This window comes from Nocardioides ganghwensis (assembly GCF_014779655.1).
Taxonomy (GTDB): Bacteria; Actinomycetota; Actinomycetes; order Propionibacteriales; family Nocardioidaceae; genus Nocardioides; species Nocardioides ganghwensis.
The window spans coordinates 242,979-263,545 of the sequence record NZ_JACXYX010000005.1; the positions used below are offsets into that span (position 1 = coordinate 242,979).

18 protein-coding genes and 1 tRNA gene are annotated in these 20,567 nt (G+C 73.7%); 6 read left to right on the forward strand and 13 right to left on the reverse strand.

The annotated features are described in order from the left end of the window. Positions 1 to 7: 7 nt before the first annotated feature. On the forward strand, positions 8 to 985 hold the full coding sequence (locus IEZ24_RS08200) for a sulfate/molybdate ABC transporter ATP-binding protein (RefSeq protein ID WP_129456166.1): 978 nt from the start codon (positions 8 to 10) through the stop codon (positions 983 to 985). Positions 986 to 1,058: 73 nt separating this feature from the next. Then, a complete protein-coding gene (locus tag IEZ24_RS08205; RefSeq protein ID WP_165356143.1) occupies positions 1,059 to 1,703 on the forward strand; it encodes a cobalamin B12-binding domain-containing protein in 645 nt (214 codons plus the stop codon). Positions 1,704 to 1,915: 212 nt separating this feature from the next. On the opposite strand, the gene IEZ24_RS08210 is transcribed toward IEZ24_RS08205, so the two are convergent. Next, entirely contained in the window at positions 1,916 to 2,407 is a 492-nt protein-coding gene (locus IEZ24_RS08210) for a YajQ family cyclic di-GMP-binding protein (RefSeq protein WP_129456168.1), read from the reverse strand. A gap of 95 nt (positions 2,408 to 2,502) precedes the next feature. Here IEZ24_RS08210 and IEZ24_RS08215 point away from each other — a divergent pair. The 4 genes from IEZ24_RS08215 (at position 2,503) to IEZ24_RS08230 (ending at position 6,467) form a co-directional block, all read left to right on the forward strand. After that, a tRNA-Tyr gene (locus IEZ24_RS08215) sits at positions 2,503 to 2,584 on the forward strand. A gap of 65 nt (positions 2,585 to 2,649) precedes the next feature. Then, complete coding sequence (locus IEZ24_RS08220) at positions 2,650 to 3,894, forward strand: AGE family epimerase/isomerase (RefSeq protein ID WP_129456169.1); 1,245 nt, start codon at positions 2,650 to 2,652, stop codon at positions 3,892 to 3,894. Between the two features lie 8 nt (positions 3,895 to 3,902). Beyond that, positions 3,903 to 4,838 carry a carbohydrate kinase family protein gene (locus tag IEZ24_RS08225; RefSeq protein ID WP_129456170.1) on the forward strand — a complete coding sequence of 312 codons (936 nt, stop codon included), beginning with the start codon at positions 3,903 to 3,905 and terminating at the stop codon, positions 4,836 to 4,838. Positions 4,839 to 4,910: 72 nt separating this feature from the next. Further along, complete coding sequence (locus IEZ24_RS08230; RefSeq protein WP_165356144.1) at positions 4,911 to 6,467, forward strand: hypothetical protein; 1,557 nt, start codon at positions 4,911 to 4,913, stop codon at positions 6,465 to 6,467. Here the strand turns inward: IEZ24_RS08230 and IEZ24_RS08235 are convergent, their stop codons facing one another. The 12 genes from IEZ24_RS08235 to IEZ24_RS08290 form a co-directional block, all read right to left on the reverse strand. Continuing rightward, a complete protein-coding gene (locus IEZ24_RS08235) occupies positions 6,468 to 7,598 on the reverse strand; it encodes a BTAD domain-containing putative transcriptional regulator (protein ID WP_129456171.1) in 1,131 nt (376 codons plus the stop codon). A gap of 11 nt (positions 7,599 to 7,609) precedes the next feature. Next, a complete protein-coding gene (locus IEZ24_RS08240; RefSeq protein ID WP_129456172.1) occupies positions 7,610 to 9,991 on the reverse strand; it encodes an FHA domain-containing protein in 2,382 nt (793 codons plus the stop codon). Between the two features lie 36 nt (positions 9,992 to 10,027). After that, positions 10,028 to 14,110, reverse strand: coding sequence for an FtsK/SpoIIIE domain-containing protein (locus IEZ24_RS08245; RefSeq protein ID WP_129456173.1), 4,083 nt, complete (start codon positions 14,108 to 14,110; stop codon positions 10,028 to 10,030). After that, positions 14,107 to 14,790 (reverse strand): vWA domain-containing protein, encoded by a 684-nt coding sequence (locus IEZ24_RS08250; protein ID WP_129456174.1) that lies wholly within the window; start codon positions 14,788 to 14,790, stop codon positions 14,107 to 14,109. The genes IEZ24_RS08245 and IEZ24_RS08250 overlap by 4 nt, the downstream gene beginning before the upstream one ends. Beyond that, on the reverse strand, positions 14,787 to 15,428 hold the full coding sequence (locus IEZ24_RS08255) for a hypothetical protein (RefSeq protein WP_129456175.1): 642 nt from the start codon (positions 15,426 to 15,428) through the stop codon (positions 14,787 to 14,789). Before IEZ24_RS08255 ends, IEZ24_RS08250 begins: the two co-directional genes overlap by 4 nt. Before the next feature lie 12 nt (positions 15,429 to 15,440). After that, positions 15,441 to 16,166 (reverse strand): hypothetical protein, encoded by a 726-nt coding sequence (locus IEZ24_RS08260; protein ID WP_129456176.1) that lies wholly within the window; start codon positions 16,164 to 16,166, stop codon positions 15,441 to 15,443. 12 nt (positions 16,167 to 16,178) lie between these two features. Then, the gene (locus IEZ24_RS08265) at positions 16,179 to 16,946 is read right to left on the reverse strand and encodes a hypothetical protein (RefSeq protein WP_129456177.1); all 768 of its coding nucleotides are present in this window, start codon (positions 16,944 to 16,946) and stop codon (positions 16,179 to 16,181) included. Beyond that, positions 16,943 to 17,989, reverse strand: coding sequence for a hypothetical protein (locus IEZ24_RS08270; RefSeq protein ID WP_129456178.1), 1,047 nt, complete (start codon positions 17,987 to 17,989; stop codon positions 16,943 to 16,945). Before IEZ24_RS08270 ends, IEZ24_RS08265 begins: the two co-directional genes overlap by 4 nt. A 1-nt stretch (position 17,990) precedes the next feature. After that, positions 17,991 to 18,290, reverse strand: coding sequence for a hypothetical protein (locus tag IEZ24_RS08275; protein WP_129456179.1), 300 nt, complete (start codon positions 18,288 to 18,290; stop codon positions 17,991 to 17,993). Between the two features lies 1 nt (position 18,291). Continuing rightward, positions 18,292 to 18,555: a WXG100 family type VII secretion target gene (locus tag IEZ24_RS08280; RefSeq protein WP_129456180.1), complete on the reverse strand. Its 264-nt coding sequence runs from the start codon at positions 18,553 to 18,555 to the stop codon at positions 18,292 to 18,294. Between the two features lie 105 nt (positions 18,556 to 18,660). Beyond that, positions 18,661 to 19,869: a protein phosphatase 2C domain-containing protein gene (locus IEZ24_RS08285; protein ID WP_129456181.1), complete on the reverse strand. Its 1,209-nt coding sequence runs from the start codon at positions 19,867 to 19,869 to the stop codon at positions 18,661 to 18,663. Beyond that, entirely contained in the window at positions 19,866 to 20,543 is a 678-nt protein-coding gene (locus IEZ24_RS08290; protein WP_129456182.1) for a vWA domain-containing protein, read from the reverse strand. The genes IEZ24_RS08285 and IEZ24_RS08290 overlap by 4 nt, the downstream gene beginning before the upstream one ends. Positions 20,544 to 20,567 lie beyond the last annotated feature (24 nt).

Genomic DNA, 20,567 nt, shown 5'->3' on the forward strand with positions numbered 1-20,567 from the left:
GTCAGTCATGAGCATCGAGGTCCGAGGCCTGAACAAGAACTTCGGTGATTTCGTCGCACTCGACGACGTCGACGTCACCATCCCCACCGGCCAGCTGACGGCCCTGCTGGGGCCGAGTGGCGGCGGCAAGTCGACCCTGCTGCGGATCATCGCCGGGCTGGAGAAGGCCGACACCGGCTCGGTCAGCATCGAGGGTGTCGAGGCCACCCACCTGCCCGCGCAGAAGCGCAACGTCGGTTTCGTGTTCCAGCACTACGCGGTCTTCAAGCACATGACCGTCGCCAAGAACGTCGCCTTCGGCCTGGAGATCCGCAAGCGGCCCAAGGACGAGATTGAGCACCGGGTCCGCGAGCTGCTCGAGCTCGTGCACCTCTCGCAGTTCGCCCACCGGCTCCCGTCCCAGCTCTCCGGCGGCCAGCGCCAGCGCATGGCGCTGGCCCGTGCCCTCGCGGTGGAGCCGAGCGTGCTGCTCCTCGACGAGCCGTTCGGCGCCCTCGACGCCAAGGTGCGCAAGGAGCTGCGCGACTGGCTGCGGCGACTGCACGACGACGTGCACGTCACGACGGTCTTCGTCACCCACGACCAGGAGGAGGCCCTCGAGGTCGCCGACGAGATCGTCGTCATCAACGAGGGGCGCGTGGAGCAGGTCGGGACGCCCGACCAGCTCTACGACGAGCCCGCCAACGACTTCGTGATGTCGTTCCTCGGCGAGGTCACCCATCTCGGGGGGCTGGCGCTCCGTCCGCACGACATCGAGCTCGAGTCCTCTCCGTCGCTCGCGGGCAGCGTGGAGGGCACGATCTCCCGCCTGGTCCGGATCGGCTTCGAGGTCCGGCTGACGGTGCTCACCGTCGACGGCGAGGAGGTGTCCGTGGTGGTCACCCGCGCCCACGCCCGCGCCCAGCGGCTCGAGGAGGGCAGGACCGTCTGGCTGACCCCGGCCCCCGGCGCGGCCGTGGTGCCCCGGATGGCGGCGGCCGTCTGAGGCCCCACCCGGCGGGGCGGGAGCAGCGGCCGAATCCTCCCGGGCGGGCCCGCGGGGCACTAGCGTGCGAGGTGTGACCATCACGACCACCACCGACGAGCTGTGGGCAGCCGTCGAGACCTTCGACGCCGAGGCGGCGGAGATCGCCATCGCCCGGCTCCTGTGGGACGTACCCCTCTCCGGGGCGGTCACCGGTGTCGTCCTGCCCTTCCTCCAGGAGGTCGGCGACCGCTGGGAGTCCGGCACGCTCTCGGTCGCGCACGAGCACTTCGTGAGCGACATGCTCCGGCGCAAGCTCACCGCGCTCGCGGCCGTGCCGCCGCACGCCGTGGACGGCGCGGCCACCGCCCCAGTCGTCCTGCTCGCGTGCCCGCCGGGGGAGCGCCACGACATGGTGCTGCTCTGCGTGGCGCTGATGCTGCGCGAGCGCGGCGTACGGGTGCGCTTCCTGGGCGCGGACACCCCGGTCCCCGCGATCCTCACCGCAGCGCGTGGCACCGCCGCCGACGCGGTGGTCCTCGCGGCCACGAGGCCGACGATGTTCACCGCCAACGCCTCGGCGCTGCGCAAGCTCGCCGCCGACCACGCCCTGTACGCGGCCGGGCGGGGCGCCGACGACCAGACCGTCGCCGAGATCGGGGCACGGGCGCTGCCCGCCGACCCGGTCCGCGCGGTCGTGGTGCTCGTGGGCGAGCTCGCGGAGGTCAGGCGCTGGTGATCACCGGTCGCTGGTGAGGCGCTGGACCCACGGCGGGCATGCGGCCCGAGCGGCAGGGTGGGAAGCGGCACAGCAGTCCCGATGTGCGTCGACGCGGCAGGACCGGGGAATCCGAGCTCGCCCAGGGCAAGCCATGACTCCCCGGTCCGCTGTCCACCATCCTTGGATGAACCCGCCGACTGCTCGCCGTCCCACGCTCAGAGGCGCGCGGCTCAGCGGTAGTTGGTGAACTGCACCGCGAAGTCGTAGTCCTGCGCCTTCACCAGCTGCTGCACGGCCTGGAGGTCGTCGCGCTTCTTCGACGACACCCGCAGCTCCTCGCCCTGCACTTGCGCCTTGACGCCCTTGGGGCCCTCGTCGCGGATCAGCTTGGAGATCTTCTTGGCGTCCTCGGAGGTGATGCCCTCCTTGAGCGCGATGTCGATCTTGGCGACCTGCCCGGACTGGCGCGGCTCGGAGGCGTCGAGGATCTTGAGGCTCTGGTTGCGCTTGATCAGCTTGTCCTGGAAGACGCTGAGCACGGCGCTGGCGCGGTCCTCGGCGGAAGCGGTGATCTCGATCGCCTTCTCGCCCTTCCACTCGATCGACGCGCCCGTGCCCTTGAAGTCGAAGCGGGTGGCGATCTCGCGGGCCGCCTGGCTGAGCGCGTTGTCGACCTCCTGGCGGTCCAGCTTGCTCACGATGTCGAAGCTCGAGTCAGCCATGGTGTGCCTCCTTGGGGGCTTGCTTGTGGGGTCCTTCTGGGGTGCCCCGGCGATTCGTGGAGAAGTCCGTGCCTTGCTATTGTTCCGCACGGCCCGGCAGGTTGCCCGAGCGGCCAAAGGGAGCTGACTGTAAATCAGCCGGCATTGCCTACAGAGGTTCGAATCCTCTACCTGCCACTGGACGCAGTCCAGTCGCAAGACCCCCGTCGACAGGCGGGGGTCTCGTGCATTTGACTCACGGTGTGAGCGACCAGGGCTTGTCCGGCACCCCTCCCGACGATGCGTGGCTCGACGCGGAGTGCCGTCGTCTGCTCGACTTCGGTCGCCGCGTCGCCCACCCGCTCGGTGGCGCGGCCTGGCTCGACGACGAGGGCGCACCCGACCTGTCGCGTCCGGTCCACACGTGGATCACCAGCCGCATGGTCCACGTGCACGGGCTCGGCGCGCTGCTCGGCGTCGAGGGCTGTACGCCGATCGCGACCGCCGCGCTCGACGGTCTGCGTACGACGCTCCGGGACGCCGAGCACGGCGGCTGGTTCGGCGCGATCGGTTCCGACGGGGAGCCGGAGGGCACAGCGAAGTCCTGCTACGACCACGCCTTCGTGATGCTCGCCGCCTCGACCGCGACCGTCGCCGGGCTGCCCGGCGCGGACGACCTCCTGGCGGAGGCGACGCAGGTCTTCGAGCGACGCTTCTGGGACGAGGACCTCGGCCGGGTCTTCGACGAGTGGGACCGCACCTGGAGCGAGGCCGCGCCCTACCGCGGGCTCAACTCCACGATGCACTCGCTGGAGGCGATGCTCGCCGTCGGCGACGCGACGGGCGACACGAGCTGGCACCGGCGGGCCGGCCGCCTGGCGGGCCTGGTGGTCGACCTCGCGCCGGCGTACGACGGGCGGCTGCCCGAGCACTTCGGGCCGGACTGGTCGGTCGACCTCGAGCTCAACCGCGACCGCCCCGACGACCCGTTCAAGCCCTACGGCGCGACCGTCGGCCACGGCCTGGAGTGGTCACGGCTCCTGCTCCACGTCGAGGCGGCGCTCGCAGCAGAGGCGCCCCCCGGGCTGCTCGAGACCTCGCGGCTGCTGTTCGACCGGGCCGTCGCCGACGGCTGGCACGCCGACGGCGCTCCCGGCTTCGTCTACACCACCGACTGGTCGGGCACGCCCGTCGTGCGCCAGCGCATGCACTGGGTCGCGGCCGAGGGGATCGCGGCCGCCGCGGCGCTGCACCGGCGTACGGGTGAGGAGGCCTACGCACGTCGCTACGCCGAGTGGTGGGCGTACGCCGCCGAGCACCTCCTCGACCGCGAGCGCGGGTCGTGGCACCACGAGCTCGACCCCGCCAACCGTCCGCACGCGAGCGTGTGGCCGGGCAAGCCGGACCTCTACCACGCAGTGCAGGCGACGCTCCTCCCGCGACTGCCGCTGGCTCCCGGTCTCGCCCGCGCCCTGGCCCTGTCGCAGGGTCGGTCCGCCCCGGCATGATGGAGCCCATGACCCCCACGCAGCCCCGGGTCCTCGTGGTCGGCGAGGCGCTCGTCGACGTCGTCCCCGGCCCGGACGGGCAGCCCCTGGACTACCCGGGCGGCAGCCCCGCCAACGTCGCCATCGCCCTCGGCCGGCTCGAGCGCGACGTGCGCCTGGTGACCCTCCTCGGCGACGACGCGCGTGGCTCGGCCGTGCGCGCCTGGCTCGAGTCGAGCAACGTGGTCGTGCTGGCCGGGCCCACCGGGTCGGGCCGCACGTCCAGCGCGGTCGTGACCCTCGACGACGCCGGCGCCGCGAGCTATGTCTTCGACCTCGACTGGGACCTGCCCGCCGTGCCCGACGAGGAGTGCGAGGTGCTCCACGTCGGCTCGATCGCCACGGTGCTCCACCCGGGGGCCGACGCGGTCCTGGCGGCGTTCGAGGCGCGCAAGGGCCGCGCGCTGCTCTCGCTCGACCCCAACGCCCGACCTGCCATCACCCCCGACCGGACCGGCCCGGTCGCCCGCGTCGAGGAGCTCGTCGCCCTCGCCGACGTGGTCAAGGTGAGCGACGAGGACCTCGCGTGGCTGCACCCCGACGACGACCCCGTCGCGACCGCCACCCGCTGGGCAGCGGCCGGCCCCGGGCTCGTCGTGGTGACGCGCGGCGGTGCCGGCGCCGTCGCCGTACGACCCGGCGGCACCACCCTCGAGGTCCCCGGCGTGCCCGTCGAGGTCGCCGACACCGTGGGCGCGGGCGACACCTTCAGCGGCGTGCTGGTCGACGCGCTCATCGCCCTCGGGGCACACGGGGCGGCGGCGTCCGACGCGCTGCGCGCGCTGTCGGACCGCGACGTGCTCGGTGCGGTGACGACCGCGGCCATCGGCGCCGCGATCAACGTCTCGCGACCGGGCGCCGACCCGCCGTCGCGCGCCGAGCTGAGCGCCGCGCTCGGCGGCTGAGGACCCTCAGCGCGACCTCAGCGCGTCGTGGTCATCTGCACCACGACGGGGTGACGTGCGTGAGGAGGGGCCGTGACAGGCAGGTCCGACGAAGCAGTGGCGCGGGCGCTGGGCGAGGTGCTCCGCGACCACGGGTGGGACGTCGCCGCGAGTGCGCGGCGGCTCCGGGGCAGCCTCAACGACGTCCTGGGAGCGGAGGCCGACGAGCACCGTGCCGCCGTCGACGCGGTCGTGCTCGCCGTCGAGGAGGGGATCGTCCCCGACCTGCTCGAGGCGGGACGGGAGAACCTCGAGGACGCCCTCCCCGCGCTCACGGCCCGGCTCGCGGAGTGGGGCCTGGCCCCGGCGCCGGCAGCCTGGGCGGTCAGGACGTGGGCCGCCCATCTCCCCGCCACCACGATCCAGCCGCCCGCCACCCGGCCCCCGGCTCAGGAACCGACCACGCTCCCGCCGGCGGCGACGGCGCCCGAGGCCGACGTCACGCTGGCGCCGCCCGGTCCCGCGAAGGACGCCACGGTCCTCCCGCCGACCGGGACCCCCAACCCCGTACGCCCGCCCCGGCCGGCCCGTCGCCGCCCCTCCGGACGCGCCGTGGCCGTGGCTGGAGCCGTGCTGGTGCTGATGGCCGGCGGCGTGGCCACCGCCGTCGCGCTCAACGGCGGCGACACGGAGGAGCCGGGACGGGGCGACGCCGGATCCGCGACCGGTGCGCCCGACGAGACCGTGGAGACCGAGGCTGCTCCTCCTCCTCCGCCCGCCGAGCCGGGCGTCGTCCTGGCAGCGCCCGGCGTCCGGGCGCCGCGCGTCGAGGGCCCCCTGGCGATGGCCGGACGCAGCGGAGGCGTACGCATCGCCCAGCTCGGCGAGGTCGACAGCGTCGCCGTGGAGGACGTCGAGCGGTCCGCGCCCGAGGGCGGCCGCCTCGTGGCGTTCCGGCTGGCGACGTGGGCATGCGGCTCGGAGTCGTGCCGTCCCTGGCGCGAGCTCGGTCTCAAGGTGGCCGTCGACGGCGAGCGGCAGGCCCTCCCGGCCGCCAGGAGCACCGACACGTACGTCGTGGCTGTGCCCGCCGACGCGCGGAAGGCGGACCTCGTCCTGCGCGCGGACGGGCTCACCCAGACGCTCTCGCTGCTCGACGCCGAGCCCGGCAAGGACAACATCGCCGTGCTGGCGCGCAGCGGCCGGGTGGACCGCGTGGGCGAGCGCTTCACCTTGACGGAGCGGACGAGCACCCCGTTCAACTACGACGGCGTCGACCGCCTGAGCGTGCCGCGCGACGTCACGGTGTCCCGCGCCGAGCTGACCTGGTTCGCCGGCGGCGTCCACCCGAGCTCGCCCCGCAAGGCCTTCCTCAAGGTGAGCTCGCACTACACGATCCCGCTGGGCTCCTACGCCGGCAGCGAGTACGCCTTCGAGCCGAGGGAGATGGTCTTCGTCGTGGCCGACGGCACGACGTACGAGGCCCGCGACCTCGACGACGGGGCGGGTGTCAACGCGGTCTTCGAGGTGCCGGCCGGGCTGAAGGGCGGGCGGCTCGTGCTCGGTGGCGACAGCTACGCCGCCCTGAGCGGCAGCACGCAGTTCACGCGGACCCTGACGAGGAAGGCGATCCCGCTGCGGTTCGGCTGATCAGCCTGCGCCGATGAATCGCACCACGGTGTCACCGACCAGGATCCGGTCGCCGGGCTTCAGCGAGGCCGGCCCGGCGATGGGCTGGCCGTTGAGCAGCGTCCCGTTGGTCGAGCCGAGGTCGACCAGGACGAAGCCGTGGGGACCGGGCTCCACCTGGGCGTGACGGCGGGAGGCCTGGTCGTCCTGGAGGACCAGGTCGCAGTCGGCCTGCCGTCCGAGCACCACGGGGGACCCGGCGAGCACGATCCGCTGCCCTCCGTGTGCCACGAGGGTCGGCGGCGCGTCCTGGGGCTCGGACGTGGCGAGTCGCGTCGGGACCACCGTGTGGCCGGCGCCACCGCCGGTCGGCTCGGCCCGCTCCGGCCACAGCCACGACTCCTGGCGCAGCACCGCCTCGTGGATCCGGTTCAGCCGCGCCGACGGCTGCACGCCGAGCTCGTCGTCGAGCACCTTCCGGGCAGTGCGGTAGGACGACAGCGCCGCGTCCTGGCGACCGGTGCGGTAGAGCGCCACCATGAGCTGCTCCCACAGGCGTTCGCGGGTGGGGTTCTCGGCGATCAGGTCCTGCAACGGGGCGATGAGGTCCTCGGAACGACCGAGGGCGAGCTCAGCGTCCGACCACGCCTCGGCACAGGTCAGCCGGCAGCTCTCGAGCGCCACGGCCCGTCCCTCGGCGAACGGGAACTGCCACAGGTCTGCGAGTGCGTTGCCGCGCCACAACGACAGTGCGGCGGCGTACTGCTCGGCGGCCGTGGTGTGGTCGCCCAGCGCGGCGCCACGCGAGCCGGCCGCGATGTGCGCCTTGAACTCCGCGACGTCGGTGTCCGCACTCAGGCTGTAGCCGGGGTCGCGGGTGGTGAGGCAGCCCGCGGCGCCCTGGGCCGCGAGCGTCTTGCGGAGCACCCCCACGTGGTACTGCAGCGTGTTGCGCGCGGTCGCGGGCAGGTCCTCGCCCCACACGGCGGCGAGGAGCTCGTCGACGCTCACCACCCGGCCGCCGGCCAGCCCGAGCACGGCGGCGATCGCACGCAGCTTCGGACCGCCGGCGGCGACGAGGCGACCGTCGACCGTCACCTGCAACGGCCCGAGCAGCTCGACCCTGACCCGACCTTCCCCCTCGTTGCTCATGGCGGCCCCAGTCACTCGATGGTGAAGTCGGTCATGTCGACGACGACCCGCAGGTCGCCACCGACCCCGATCCGCAACCGGTAGGTGCCGGGATCGACGTCCTCGCTGAAGGTGAGCGACATGCAGCCCTTGGGTGGCAGCCTGGTCGGGTAGAGGGCGAAGCTCCAGGCCACCGGGGTCCAGTCGACGCCGTCGGAGACGCTGAGCGTGGCCATCACGTCGGTGTGCCTCTTGCCGCGCGGGAATCCTTCGTAGTCCACGTTGATGGTGGTCGGGGAGACCCCGGGGCCGGAGGACCGGCAGTCGTCACCGACGACGCCGCGGGTCCCGGGAGCGCCGTAGTTCCAGAACGGGATCTTCGCCGATCGGGGTCCGCGCTCGACCCACGGCGAGCGGTACTTCTCCCCGGCCAGGGCGGCCTCGATCACCGGCTTCGCGAGGTTGATGGGGCGGACCCGGGAGAAGGCCGTCTCGCCGCGGTCGTTGAAGGTGCGCCAGGTGGCGATCCCGACGACGTGACCCGTCTCGTCCACCGCCGGTCCCCCCGAGTTGCCCGGTGAGATCTCGGCGTCGGTGTTGATGACGGCCCTGAACTCGTCGAGCCGCTCGTCCTGGACCGGGCCCGACACCACCCCGGTGGTGTAGGTCGGAGCGGCCGAGTCGCTCGCCTCCGGATACCCGTAGAAGGAGATCTTGTCGGACGTGCCGAGCCCGTCGGAGTCGCCGAGCGGGACATCCGTGAGCTGGTCGAGGTCGTCCTCGTCGGCAGGGGCTCCGGAGAGCTTGCTGCGGATCCGGATCACTGCGACGTCGAGGTAGCCGTCGACCGTGACGAGCTCGGCCCAGAAGCGCGGTTCGGCGGACTCGTCGAGGCCGTCCGAGACGTCGACGCGGATCTCGTCGGGGTTGGGGTCCTGGTCGTCGGCGAACTCGTTGAGGAACACTCCGAGACCCGGCGCGGACGGGGCTGCCACGTGTGCGTTGGTGAGGATCAGTCCCTTCTCGCTGTCGATCACCACTCCCGAGCCGCGGCGGCTCCCGGCGGTCAGCTGGACCGTCGCGCGAGCGATGTCGTCGGGCGACACGGTCGTCACGGTCTCGGGCTCGGGGCCGTCCTCCGGCGGGGGGTCGCGGAGCACCCACGACAGGCCGAACCCACCGGCGATCACCACGAGCACGAGCGCGACGACACCCGCGACCGCGAGTCCGCGCCGTTCGCCGGCTGCGCGGCCCGGCGTGCGACCGGTGGGACGTACGCCGCCCTTCGGACGGTCCCCAGCGGTCTCGGTGACCAGACGGTCTCCCTCGGCGACGTCGCCGAGCACGAACTCCTGTCGACCGGACAGGGTCGCGGGCGCGGTGAGCCGGGTGCCGTCCAGCCAGGTGCCGGACGTCGAGCCGAGGTCGTCGAGGCGCCACCCGCCGGCGGTGTGCTCGATGCGGGCGTGGTGCCGGGACACGGTCGTCTGGCGGGCGACGAGGTCGTTGTCGTCCTCGCGGCCGATCGTGAGGCTGCTGCCCGGACGCAGGGTGCGGGTCGTGCCGTCGAGCGTGACCGACAGCGGCGGGCCCGCGGGCGCTCCGCCGCCGAGCTGGGTGGCGGGTGCGCCCCCGGCCAGGGCACCGCCGGGTCGTGCGCCGGGGATCTCGGTGGCCTGTGCGGGCCGGGGTCGCTGCGGGGCCCGGGTCATCGCCTCGCCGAACGGGGCGAACCGGACGACCACGGCGTGCTCGCCCTGGCCGAGGGTCACCGTGGTGTCGCCGCGCAGCGCGGTCGTGGTCACCGCGACGCCGTTGACGAAGCTGCCCTGGGTCGAGCCCTCGTCGCGGAGCTCCCACCCACCGGGACCGTACGACACCCGGGCGTGCAGCCGGCTCACGGCCGGGCTGTCCACGGTGATCGTGCAGTCGGGGTCGCGCCCGATGGTCACCATCGTGCCGGCCGGCGCGACGTGCCGCCGCTCGCCCACCCGGACCACCAGGTCGTTCGACCCGGGCCCCCCGCCCGGGGCGCCCGTCACCGGCGGGGCGCCGGCCCCTGACGGTGCGGAGGGGACGGTCACCATGCCGAGCGCGGCGGCGATCGACTCCACCGCCCAGATGGCGTCGGCAGGCTGCACCGAGCTGCTGCGGTGGAGGTCCTGGGCCACGGCGTCGATCGCCGCCGCCGGTCCGCGGGGATCCCGCTCGGCCTCACGCAGGCGGGTCGGCACGCCCGAGGCGAGGGCCAGCGCGATGAGGTTGGCCTCGGCGGTGGCGCCGGCCACGGCGTCGGCGAGCATGGCGCGCACGCGCCTGCTGTCGTCGAGCAGTCCGGGGCCCTGGCTACGCACCAGCTCGATGAGCTGGCGACGAACCGCCGCCGCGTGCGGGGACTCCGGAACCTGACCCATGAGGGCACTCCTCCCACCTGGTCGGGGGCTGGGTGGCTAGGTCCCGAGTGCACCCACTGCTGCCGAGGGTCCCTCCCGGTCGTTCGCGCCGTCGTCATCAAATTGGGCTACTTGGACCAGCTCGGTCACGCCGTGCTGCACGAGATACCCCCTCCCGGGTGGGCCGAGCCGTTCCAGTGGGGTGCGGAGCCGTACGCCCACGAGGTCGCCGTCGAGCTCGACCTCGGGCGCGAGGAGCACGCCCAGCTTGGACTTCCTGACCTCGGGCACCACGCCGCCGTACGCCCTCGCTGCCCAGCGGTTGTCGGCGGCGACGACCACGCGCACGAGCTCGTCCCGACCGCGACGCGCCAGGTCAGCGAGGGCGGACGACGTGCTGTCGGGCAGGGCGTCGGCGTCGTCCACGAGGCAGAGCACCGGCCGGCCCTGGGACACGAGGGCGGAGATCGTCGCGAGGGCCCGGGTGACCTCGGCGCCGTCGTGGCCGTCCACGGGTCCCACGTCCCAGGCCAGGGGCTCGGGCTCGTGGCGGCGTCGCGCCGTGATGCGGGCGAGGGCGACCGGGGAGGTGGCTCGTCGGGCCGCGACGGCGAGTCCGTCCAGCACGGTCGTACGTCCGCTGCGGGGCGGACCGGCGACCAGCGCGTGCGCGTCGGACAGGTCGAGGGCGACGGGGGCGACCTCGGTGTCCCCGACGGCGAACGGCAGCACCCACGGCGTGACGGGGTCGGGCAGCTCGCGGGCGCCGACGCTGGGTGGCATCGCGGCGAGCAGCGGCGTCCGGTCCGGCCACCGCGAGCGGGCGCGTTCCGCGACGGCGAGGAGCGCCCGGTGCTCGTCGTCCGCGTCGCCCGTGGCGAGCACCGCGACCTGCACCTCGGTGGAACCTTGGATGAAGCCACGGCCCGGCGCCAGCCGTACGGCGCGGACGGCGGAGCTGTCCAGGCCGAGCAGGGCGTACTCCTCCCGCTCCGCCATCCGGAGGACGAGCCGGGTGGTGATCACGCTGACGAGGGCGCTGGGCACGGCCGCGCGGCGGTCCGCGGTGATGAGGAAGTGCACGCCCACCGACGGTCCGTCGGAGACGAGTCGCTCGAGCTTCGTCATCAGGCGCCCGCCGGCGAGGCGCTCGAGGGCGGCCGCGGCTCCGCCGTACCCGTCGAGCAGCACGACCACCCGGGGGACCGGCGTCGGCGACACCCGTTCGAGGTCGTCGAACCCGGTGAGCCCGGCCGACGCCATGGCCCGCTTGCGCTCGTCGACCAGTCGACCGAGCCGGTTGAGCAGGCGATCCACCCGTCCCGGGTCGTCCGGGCCCACCACGCCGCCGCAGTGGGGTGCGCCCTCCAGCACGTGGAGGCCGTGCCCGGCGAAGTCGAGGCCGTAGAGCTGGAGCCGGTCGGGGCCCGCGCCCTCCATCAGTCCGGCCGCCAGCGTCCGCAACGCCGTCGTCTTGCCACTGCGGGAGGTGCCGAAGACGAGGAGCCCCTGGTGCCTGGCGAGGTCGAAGGTGACGACCGGCTGCGACTGCCGCCTGGGCAGGTCCGCCAGTCCCAGCACGGCGCTGAGGGGAGCCGTCGGCGCCCGGGCGCTGAGGGTCGCGGCCGGAACGGCTGCGGGCAGGGCGGGGAGCCACGGGACGTGCGGGGCACGCCACCGGCCGAGCCGGGCGACCTTCGACGTGGCGTCGACCACGGCCTCGAGGACGGTCGTGCCGCCTTCGTCGCGGCCGGCCGGGACGAAGGCAGTCGGGTCGAGGTCGTGCACCTGGATGGCCGCCGTGACGCCAGTCGTGGCCGCGCCGCCCACGTACGCGCTCTGGAGCTCGGTGACGTGGCGGTGCACCTTGAGGTAGGCACGGCCGGGGAGGGTGCGTGGCACGTGGGCCGCCTCGGGCTGGCCGATGACGTCGTGGCTGTCGGCCTCGTCGTTGAGGCGCAGTGCCACTCGCACGCCGACGTTGGCGCGGATGCGGTCGTTGATGACCCCGGCCGGACGCTGCGTGGCCAGGACCAGCCGGAGACCGAGCGAGCGTCCGCGGGCCGCGATGTCGACCACGCCCTCGACGAACTCGGGGATCTCCTTGGCGAGAGTGGCGAACTCGTCGACCACGATGAGCAGGTCCTCCGGGGCCTCCTCGCCGATGCGTGAGCGCAGCTCGGTGAGGTCGCGGGCGCCGGCACCGGCGAGCAGCTCCTCACGGCGACGGATCTCGGCGTCCAGGGCCTGGAGGACCCGTCGGGTCAGGTGCTCGTCGAGGTCGGTGACGACGCCGACGCAGTGCGGCAGCCGCTGCGCGTCCTTGAAGGCGGCGCCGCCCTTGTAGTCGACCAGGAGGAAGCCGACGCGGCTCGGCGGGTACTCCGCCGCCAGGGACGCCACCATCGTCTGCAGCAGCTCGCTCTTGCCGGCACCGGTGGTGCCCCCCACCAGCGCGTGCGATCCCTCGGGGCCGAGGTCGAGCTCCACCGGCCCGTCGGTCGAGACCCCGATCCGGGCCACCAGCCGGTTGACGGGCGCCGACTCCCACCGGCGGCGAACGGCGGCGGGTGACGCCAGGTCGGGGACCAGGTCCTCGAGTGACAGGCGCTCGGGCAGTGACCGCGCCTGCCGGGCATCGGCGGCGTCGCGCAACGGTGCGAGGGAGGCCGAGAGGTCGAGGGCGGTGCTGTGTCCGATCCGGTCCGGCGCGACGTCGAGCCGGTGGCCGCCGTCGTGGTCCACGAGCTCGGCGTGCGTACCGTCCTTCCCGACGGCCAGCACGAAGGGGGCGCTGGTCGGCACCGAGCGGGCGTCCCGTCCCAGCCACACCACGCAGATCCCCTCGTCCACGTGGTCGCACACCGCCCGCAGCAGGGACGGGTCGGGGCCGAGCCGGTCGTCGACCACCACGACGAGCGTCGCACCGGACCCGGTCGTACGGCGCCGGGAGTCGCGCGCCGCCCGCCGGGCGGCGCCGAGGTCGGCGACGGCCTCGAGGAGGGCATCGGCTGCGCGCCGGTCCGCCGCCAGCGGCGGGCACGGCAGCAGGTCCGTGGCCAGGTGGGGCAGCCAGTGCCACCACTCCCGCGCCGGCTCCTCCGCCAGCACGCCGGCGATCACGACGTCGGCGGGACTGTGCAGGGTGACGAGCTGCGCGACGAGCCAGTCGGCGACCCGGTCGATGTCGCCGTCCGGACCCCGCACGGCGAGCTGGCCGGCCGCGCGGAGGTCGACGTGCACCGGCGCGTCGTCCACGAGGGCAGCCGACTCGTAGTCGGGCCGGTCCGGGCTCGGCGCCGCTCCCGCCAGGTCCTCGCGCATCGTGACCGGGGCACGCAGGGTGGCCTGTCCGAGGCGCAGGTGCAGGAAGTCGGGGTCGCCGGGCACGCGCTCCCACAGGCGGGGGCCGACGGTGCGTCCGATCTCCACCACCTCGGCCGGGGGCGGGTGGTGCCGGTGCGTCCAGTCGGCCCACGCGCGCGCCGCTTCCCGGACCCGGTCGAACGTCGCCGCCACGGCGTTGTCGTAGGAGCGGCCGAACTCCGCGACCTCGTCCTGGTGCGCGCGCTTCTCCTCCACGTGGTTCCACAGCACCATCACGGGAGAGAACAGCGAGAAGAGGGCGAACTCCCACTTTCGCATCACCACCCCGAGAACCAGGCCCATCAGCAGCGGCACGAGCATCGCGCCGAGCGGGAACCGGCGTGGCCGGCGCACCCGGTTGCGGGCCGGGACGGGCAGGCTGGTGGCGGGTTCGGGAGGTGCCGTGCGTGGCGGGCGGTTGACGGCGACGCGGCCGTCGGTGGCCGCTGTCGTGTCCGTACGCCAGTCGGACCAACGGGTCAGCGGCCGAGGCGACTCGGCGGGGGCCAACCCCACCACGAGGCTGAGCCGCTCCCCCCGCAGCAGTCCGGTCGCACCGACCGGGGAGGACCGGTCGAGCCAGGCCCCGCTGATGAGGGACCGCGCCTGGACGGCCCCGGCGGCACCCACCAGGCCGAGGTGGGCGCCGAGCACGTCGAGCACGGTGCCGGTGGACGCGGCAGTGGGCGCGGTGACGGCGATGCGACGCGCCGGCACCCCGGGTCGCGAGGCTTCGACCTCGACCCGCAGCCGGGGCGCGCCCTCGCCGCTCACCACACCAGCAGGCTTCCGTCGGCGGCGACGGGCACGTCGGGTGTGGGGACCACGCGCGACGACTCGGCCCCTGCGGGCGAGGACGCCAGCTGGGAGGCCGCCGTGGACACGAACCTGACGAGGTAGGCCAGCTGCTCGGGGTCGTTGGCCGTGAAGGGCGGGATGTCGGGGTCCCCGATGAAGCGGCTCAGCACGTCGAGGTCGGCGTCCGACCCGATCGCGATGGCCAACCGCACGGCGCGCCGTCCCCACGGCTCCGCCATCAGGCGCTCGAGCCCCGCCTCGAAGTCGTCGGTGGGTCGTCCGTCGGAGACGACCACCAGGACGGGAGGGAACGCCCGCGCCTCCATCGGGGGAACAGTCAGCACCTCTGCGACCTTCACCAGGGCTGCGCCGAGGTCGGTGTAGCCGCCGGCGACGACGGGCGGCCAGGAGACGTCGTGGACCGGTGACGGGTCCCCGATGTGCCAGCGCGCCCCGTCGGAGAACGCCACCGCCCGGACGAGGATCTCGACGAACGGGTTCTGCGACGCGAGGTCGCGCAGGTGGGGGAGGGCGTCGCGGATCGCCTGGTTGAGGGCGTCGATCTTCCCGTCGACCGCCATCGACCCCGACGCGTCGAGCAGGAAGATGAAGTGCAGCGGCCGGCCGGCCAGGCGGGCTCCGGGGCGGAAGGTCATGAGCGCCTCCCCTGCGTCGAGTTCGGAGCGAGGTAGACGTCGTTCATGTAGCCCTCGCGTCCGTACCTGTCCACGTAGCGCCCGCCCTCGGTCGGAGTGAGCCCGTAGGGAGCGACCGCCGTGCCCGGGTCCATGGCATGGGTGAGGAAGGGGGCGAACTGGCTCTGCATCTCCAGGCGCGGATCGGGTCGCGAGCCGACCGTGACCGGGGTGTACGTGGAGATGACGAGCGGTCCGGGATCGACGAACGTGACCGCGGTGTCCCAGGGGCGCGTGCCGACCACGACGGGGGCGTTGCTCCCCACCACGAGCGGGCCCGGGTCGGGGGAGGCGACCACGTCGCCCAGCGATGGCGCATCAAGAGCGGGCACCGCGGTCGCCAGCGACTGGTCTGCCTGGATCTGCTGGGCGCGGAGGGCAGTGTCCAGCGCGGCGACGACGTAGAGAACCTCCGCCAGGCGGGCGTGGACGGCGATGTCGTGCAGCTCGTCGGCGAGCCAGCCGGACAGGGAGGGTGGCACCTCGGCGGCGCACGCGCTCTCGAGGTCTCCGATCGCGGTGTCGACCTCGCGCGCGTGCTCGCCGATGGCGACTGCGACGGCGCCCATCGCCACCGGGTCGAGGTAGATCGTGCTCATCTGCCACCCGCCTCAGTCGACCAGGTACTCGCCGGCGCGGTCGGGGTTGCGGTACACGTCCGTGATGGAGCCGATGTTGCCGTCGTTGCCCCTGTAGAGACCGTCCCCGATGTAGGACGCCCCTGGCCGCGAGTTGATCCACGTGCTGCCCATCTCCGCGTTGCTCGTGAACAGGGAGGAGTGCAACCCCATCAGCTGGGCAGCCGCCGCGGGATTGGTCGCCTGCAGGTTGCTGGCGGCGCCGAGCAAGGGGTTGTTGGCCAGGAACGCGTCCGTCGAGAGACCCGGCATGCTCACGCCCGTGCCGGAGCTCGCTCCGAGGAAGAAGCCGCCGACGGTGCTGACACCGGGCCCCACGAAGTCGTTGACGAAGGCGGGACCTGTGCCACCCACGACCGTCGCGCCCGCGAGGACCGCGCCGAGGTCGTACGTCGAGGTGACGTCAGCCGCCGGGGTGCCCAAGGGGGGCCAGGCCGTCGCCAGCGACTGGTCGGTCTGGATCTGCTGGGCTCGGAGGGCGGTGTCGAGCGCTGCGACGACGTAGAGCAGCTCCGCCAGGCGGGCGTGGACGGTGATGTCGCGCAGCTCCTCGGCGAGCCAGCCGGCCAGGGACGGGGGCACGTCGGCGGAGCAGGTGGTCTCCAGGTCGCCGATGGCGGCGCCGACCTCCTTGGCGTGCTCCCCGATGGCGCCTGCGGTCGCGTCCATGGCGAACGGGTCGAGGTAGATGGTGCTCATGACGTCTCCTGTTCACACGCCGACGCGGTACTCGCCCGCGCCGCCGGGCACTCGATAGATCTGGTCGTCGATGCGGCCATTGCCGGCGAACAGGCCGTTGCCGATCGCGGTCGCCCCGCTCACCGAGTTGATGAAGCGACCGCCGAGGTTCATCGTGCTCTCCTGCACGCCCATGAGCTGCTGTGCGAGCCCGGGGTCGGTGGTCATCGCGTTGCCAGCCATCACCAGATGAGGGTGCGCCGCGGCCCAGGCTGCCTGGCTCTTCGGCAGGAACGCCGTCGCGAGGCCGTCGTAGGTCGCGATGCTGGGCGCCTGCCCCAACACGAAGCCGGGGGTGCCCGTGCCGTAGGTCAGCGGCCCGTACGAGGACGTGTCGACCTGTCCCAGGACGAACCCGTTGCCGCTCCCGGCCGAGGTGTACGACGTGTCCGCCGGTTGAGCCTGCCCGAGCACCAGGCCACCGACGAGAGGGGCTCCGGCGAAGGCGGGCGTGACGTCACCGAGGGGCGCGAACGCGGTCGCGAGCGACTGGTTGGTCCGGATCGCCTCTGCGCGCGTGATGGTGTCCATCGCTGCGACGAGGTAGAGGACGGCGGTCACCCGGATCGTGGTGGCGATGTCGGCGAGCTCCTTCTCGAGCCAGCCGGCGAGCGAGGGGGGCACCGCACCGGCCCCGAGTCCCTCCAGGCCCCGGGCGGCCGCCTCGACCTCGGCCGCGTGGGCACTGATGGCATTGGCGGTCGCGTCCATCTGGTCCGGGTCGAGGAAGACGGCATTCACGGCGCACCGCCCACGTGGGTCTGGGTAACCAGACGGCCGAGCGCCTCACGTACGCCCTCGGGTGCGTCGTCCCCGTGCCACGAGGTTTCGTCACCGACGACATGGCCGTCGGCCCGGTATACCGCGGACGCGCTCACCTCGGCGTCCTGGGCGGTGCTCGCGAGGACGAGGTCGGCCAAGTCGGCGGTGGGGTGCGTGGTCAACGTGATGCGGCCGGCGCCCGAGGGGCGGAGCCGGACCATGCGGTCTGGGCGGGCCGCGAACCACTGCGTGCTCGACTCCTCGCCACGGCGCCCGGTGACCATCACGATGAGGTCGTGGCTGGCGGCCAGCTCGAGCGCCTCCCCGAGGTCGGTCCCGTCCGCGGCTCCCCGCGCTTCGAGGCTCCGCCAGGCCACCGCGGCCGCGAGGTCGCGCTGGGCCATGTCGAGCTGGTCCCACAGGCTTGTGTCGGCCCCGGGGAGCATCGCGACACCGAAGTGCTTCGCGGCGCCGAACGACTCCTCGGTCGTGATCACGTGCTCCTCGCGGGGCTCGGGCCGAGTGCCCTCACGCCAGGCGCGAGCGACCTCGCTGAGGTCCACCCTTCCGGGACGGAGGGGCAGCTGGTCCTCGGGCATGTGCACCGGCTCGCTGACGCGGATCGATGCCACGACTCCCGCGGCTGCGCCGGCGAGGGTGGGATCGTCGACCGGGGTCACGGTGGTGACGACCACCAGGCGACCCCGGTCGAGGGCGTAGTCGACGACGGCCTGCAACCGACCGTCCTCGTCGGACCAGGTGACCGTCCGGCGGCGGCCGTCGGCCGAGCCGAGCACCTCGTGCGGCTCGGTTCCCGAGTCGGTCCCACCCTCCACCGCGATCCTGACCCCGTGCTGCGCCGCCAGCGAGTCGATGTCGGCGTCCGGGGGGACGCGGTAGCGCTCCACCCGTACGACGGCCCGACCGCTCGCGTGCGGGACCTCGAGCTGCTCCACCGGAGCCCAGCCTGACGGTCCGGACACCGAGATCCGCGACGTCGTGGTCCAGATGTGCTCGTCCATGTCAGTACATCCCTTGGTCTGCTTGGAGCCGGGCGGCCTGGAGGAGCTGCTGCTCCTCCACCACGGCCGCCTGGCGGGTGAGGGTGTCGGCGACGTTGACCATCCGTGCCGACATCGAGTGCAGGCTGGAGCTGCTGGTGGCGATCGCCTCCCGGAAGCGGTCCGCGGCCGGGCCCACGTAGGTGAGCGCGGCCACGTCGCAGTCGACGTTGCTCGCGACCCGGCCCAGCGTCTCCGCGCGGAGGCGGAGCTGGGCGGCGGCCGCCCGCATGCTCGCGGGGTCACCGGGCGCGAGGTACATGTCAGCTGCCTGCCTGCATCAGAGCCTCGCGGCGGCGCGAGACCTCCATCGCGGCGTCCTGGAGGGCCGTGCGGAGCTTGGAGAGGCTCGGCTCGAACTCGCCGTCCCACATCTGGCGGAAGCGGTCCGCGGCCGGGCCCTCCCACGTCGTCGAGGCCAGCTGGCCCCTGATGCTGCGCGTCAGCTCGTCGACCGATCCTGCTTCGCGGTCGAAGACGCCGCGCAGGGTGACCAGTTGCTCGAGCTCTCCACCGATGCGTGCCATGGTTCCTACCTCCGTGTGTGATGTGCCTGGTTGGTCCGCCGGAGCCGGCGGTGGGACGACTGTGTCGTGGGGCGCTGAGGCGTCGCTGAGGTGCGGGCGGGCCCGTCATTCCTGGCCGGACAGGGGCTTCGCAGGTCCGCCGTCGTCCTTGCCGTCGCCGCCCTGTCCGCCCTCCTTCTTCTTCGGCTTGCCGGGAGACGTGCCCTCGGTGTCGCCACGGTCGGACTTCTTCGTCCCCTCGCTCGTGGGCGTCCCGTCCCGCGGCTGGGTGGGCGTCAGCGAGGTGGTCGGGTCCGTGGGCTCGACGGGCGGTGCCTCCGACCGCCCGGGGCCGAGCAGGAAGAGCGTGGCCACGACGCCCAGCACCGCGGCCGCCGCGGCGATGACGGCGACGAGCCCTGCGCGTCGCGGCGGGCCGCCCGTCGCAGCGCCGGCAACCGCTGGTTCCTCGGACGTCTCGGCCAGCTCACGGGTGCGTGGCGGGGTCAGCACGCGGTCGTCGGCGAGCGAGTCACGCACCAGCAGCACTGCCGACACGTCGTCCCCGCCCACGCGTGCGGACTCCTCGAGCCACCCGGGCAGCTCGTCGGCGACGCGGTCGAAGCCGGAGCGCACCACGAACGTGGCGAGGTCGTCGACGAGGCCGTGCCACCAGTCGGCCTGGGCGAAGGAGTTCCCGTAGCCGTCGGTGGTGAGCAGCACCAGGTCGGGCTCCGCGCTGTCGGGCACCACGGCGTACCGGAAGTCGTCGACCGCGGAGTCCAGGCACAGGCTCGTGGTCTCGCCGGCGACGAGCCGGTCGTCACCGGGGACCGGCCGGGTGGCGAAGCCGTGGCTGCGCACGAGGGCATCGCCGTCGCCCACCTGCGCGACCGCCACCCCGTGCCCGCCGACGACGGCGACGAGCAGGGTGGCGCCGTACGCCGTGGCGCTGCCGTCACTGCCGCGAGCGCGCTCGTCCTCGGTGAACGGGTGCTCGCGGGCATCGGCGGCGACGTGCGCGCGCCACTCCTCGACGATGCGCGGCACGACCTCGCGCAGGACGGCGGCCGGGTCGTCCCGGTCGGGGAGCGCGTCGGCCACCGCCCGGACCGCGACGTCGACGGCCGTCCGGGCACCGACGTCGGAGCGTACGTAACGGGCGCCGCCGTGGCCGTCGGCGACGGCGACGATCCAGACGTCACCGCGCGTGCCAGCCACGCGCCGGACCTGGACGGCGTCCTGGTTGGGCACGCCCTCGCCGTGCGCGGACCCGCGCCGCGAGGCGCTGACGGCTCGCCAGGCGCTGGTCCCCGTGGTCGTCGCGCCGCTCACCAGACCGTCTCCTCACCGGAGTCGGCCGACCACGCGGTGACGTGGACGGGTGGAGGGGCAGCGGGTGCCAGCGACGAGGCGGCACGGGCGACGTGGACCGTGGCCCAGCGCAGCGCCATCATCAGCTGCTCGGGGTTCGAGGCGGTGACCGGCTCCAGCGCGGGGTCGGCGATGAAGGCGGCCAGCGTCTCGTAGTCGGCGTCCTGTCCGATCGCGACCGCCATCCGCACGGCCCGTGCCCCCCACGGCAGCGCCAGCAGGCGCGCCATCGCCACCTCGAAGTCGTCCGTCGGCATCCCGTCGGAGACCAGGACGACGGCGGGTGGCAGGGCGCGGTCCTCCATGGGGGGAACGGTGAGGGCGGTCCCGAGCAGGTCGATCGCCGCGCCGAGATCGGTGTAGCCCCCGGCCTCCAGGTCCCGCCACACCAGCTCGTCGGGGTGCGTCGGCGCCTCGACGTGCCAGTGGGCGCCGGTCGAGAACGCCACCACCCGCACCGACACCTCGGCGTGCGGGTTGCCGTACGACGTCTCCGCCAGGTGCGGCAGCACCTCCCGCACCGCCGTGTTGAGCGCCGTCATCTTCCCGCGCGAGGCCATCGAGCCCGAGCAGTCGAGCAGGAGGAAGAAGTGCAGGGGGCGGCGGGCCAGCCGGGCGCCGGGTCGCTCCGTCATCGTCGACCTCCTCGTGCGCCGGAT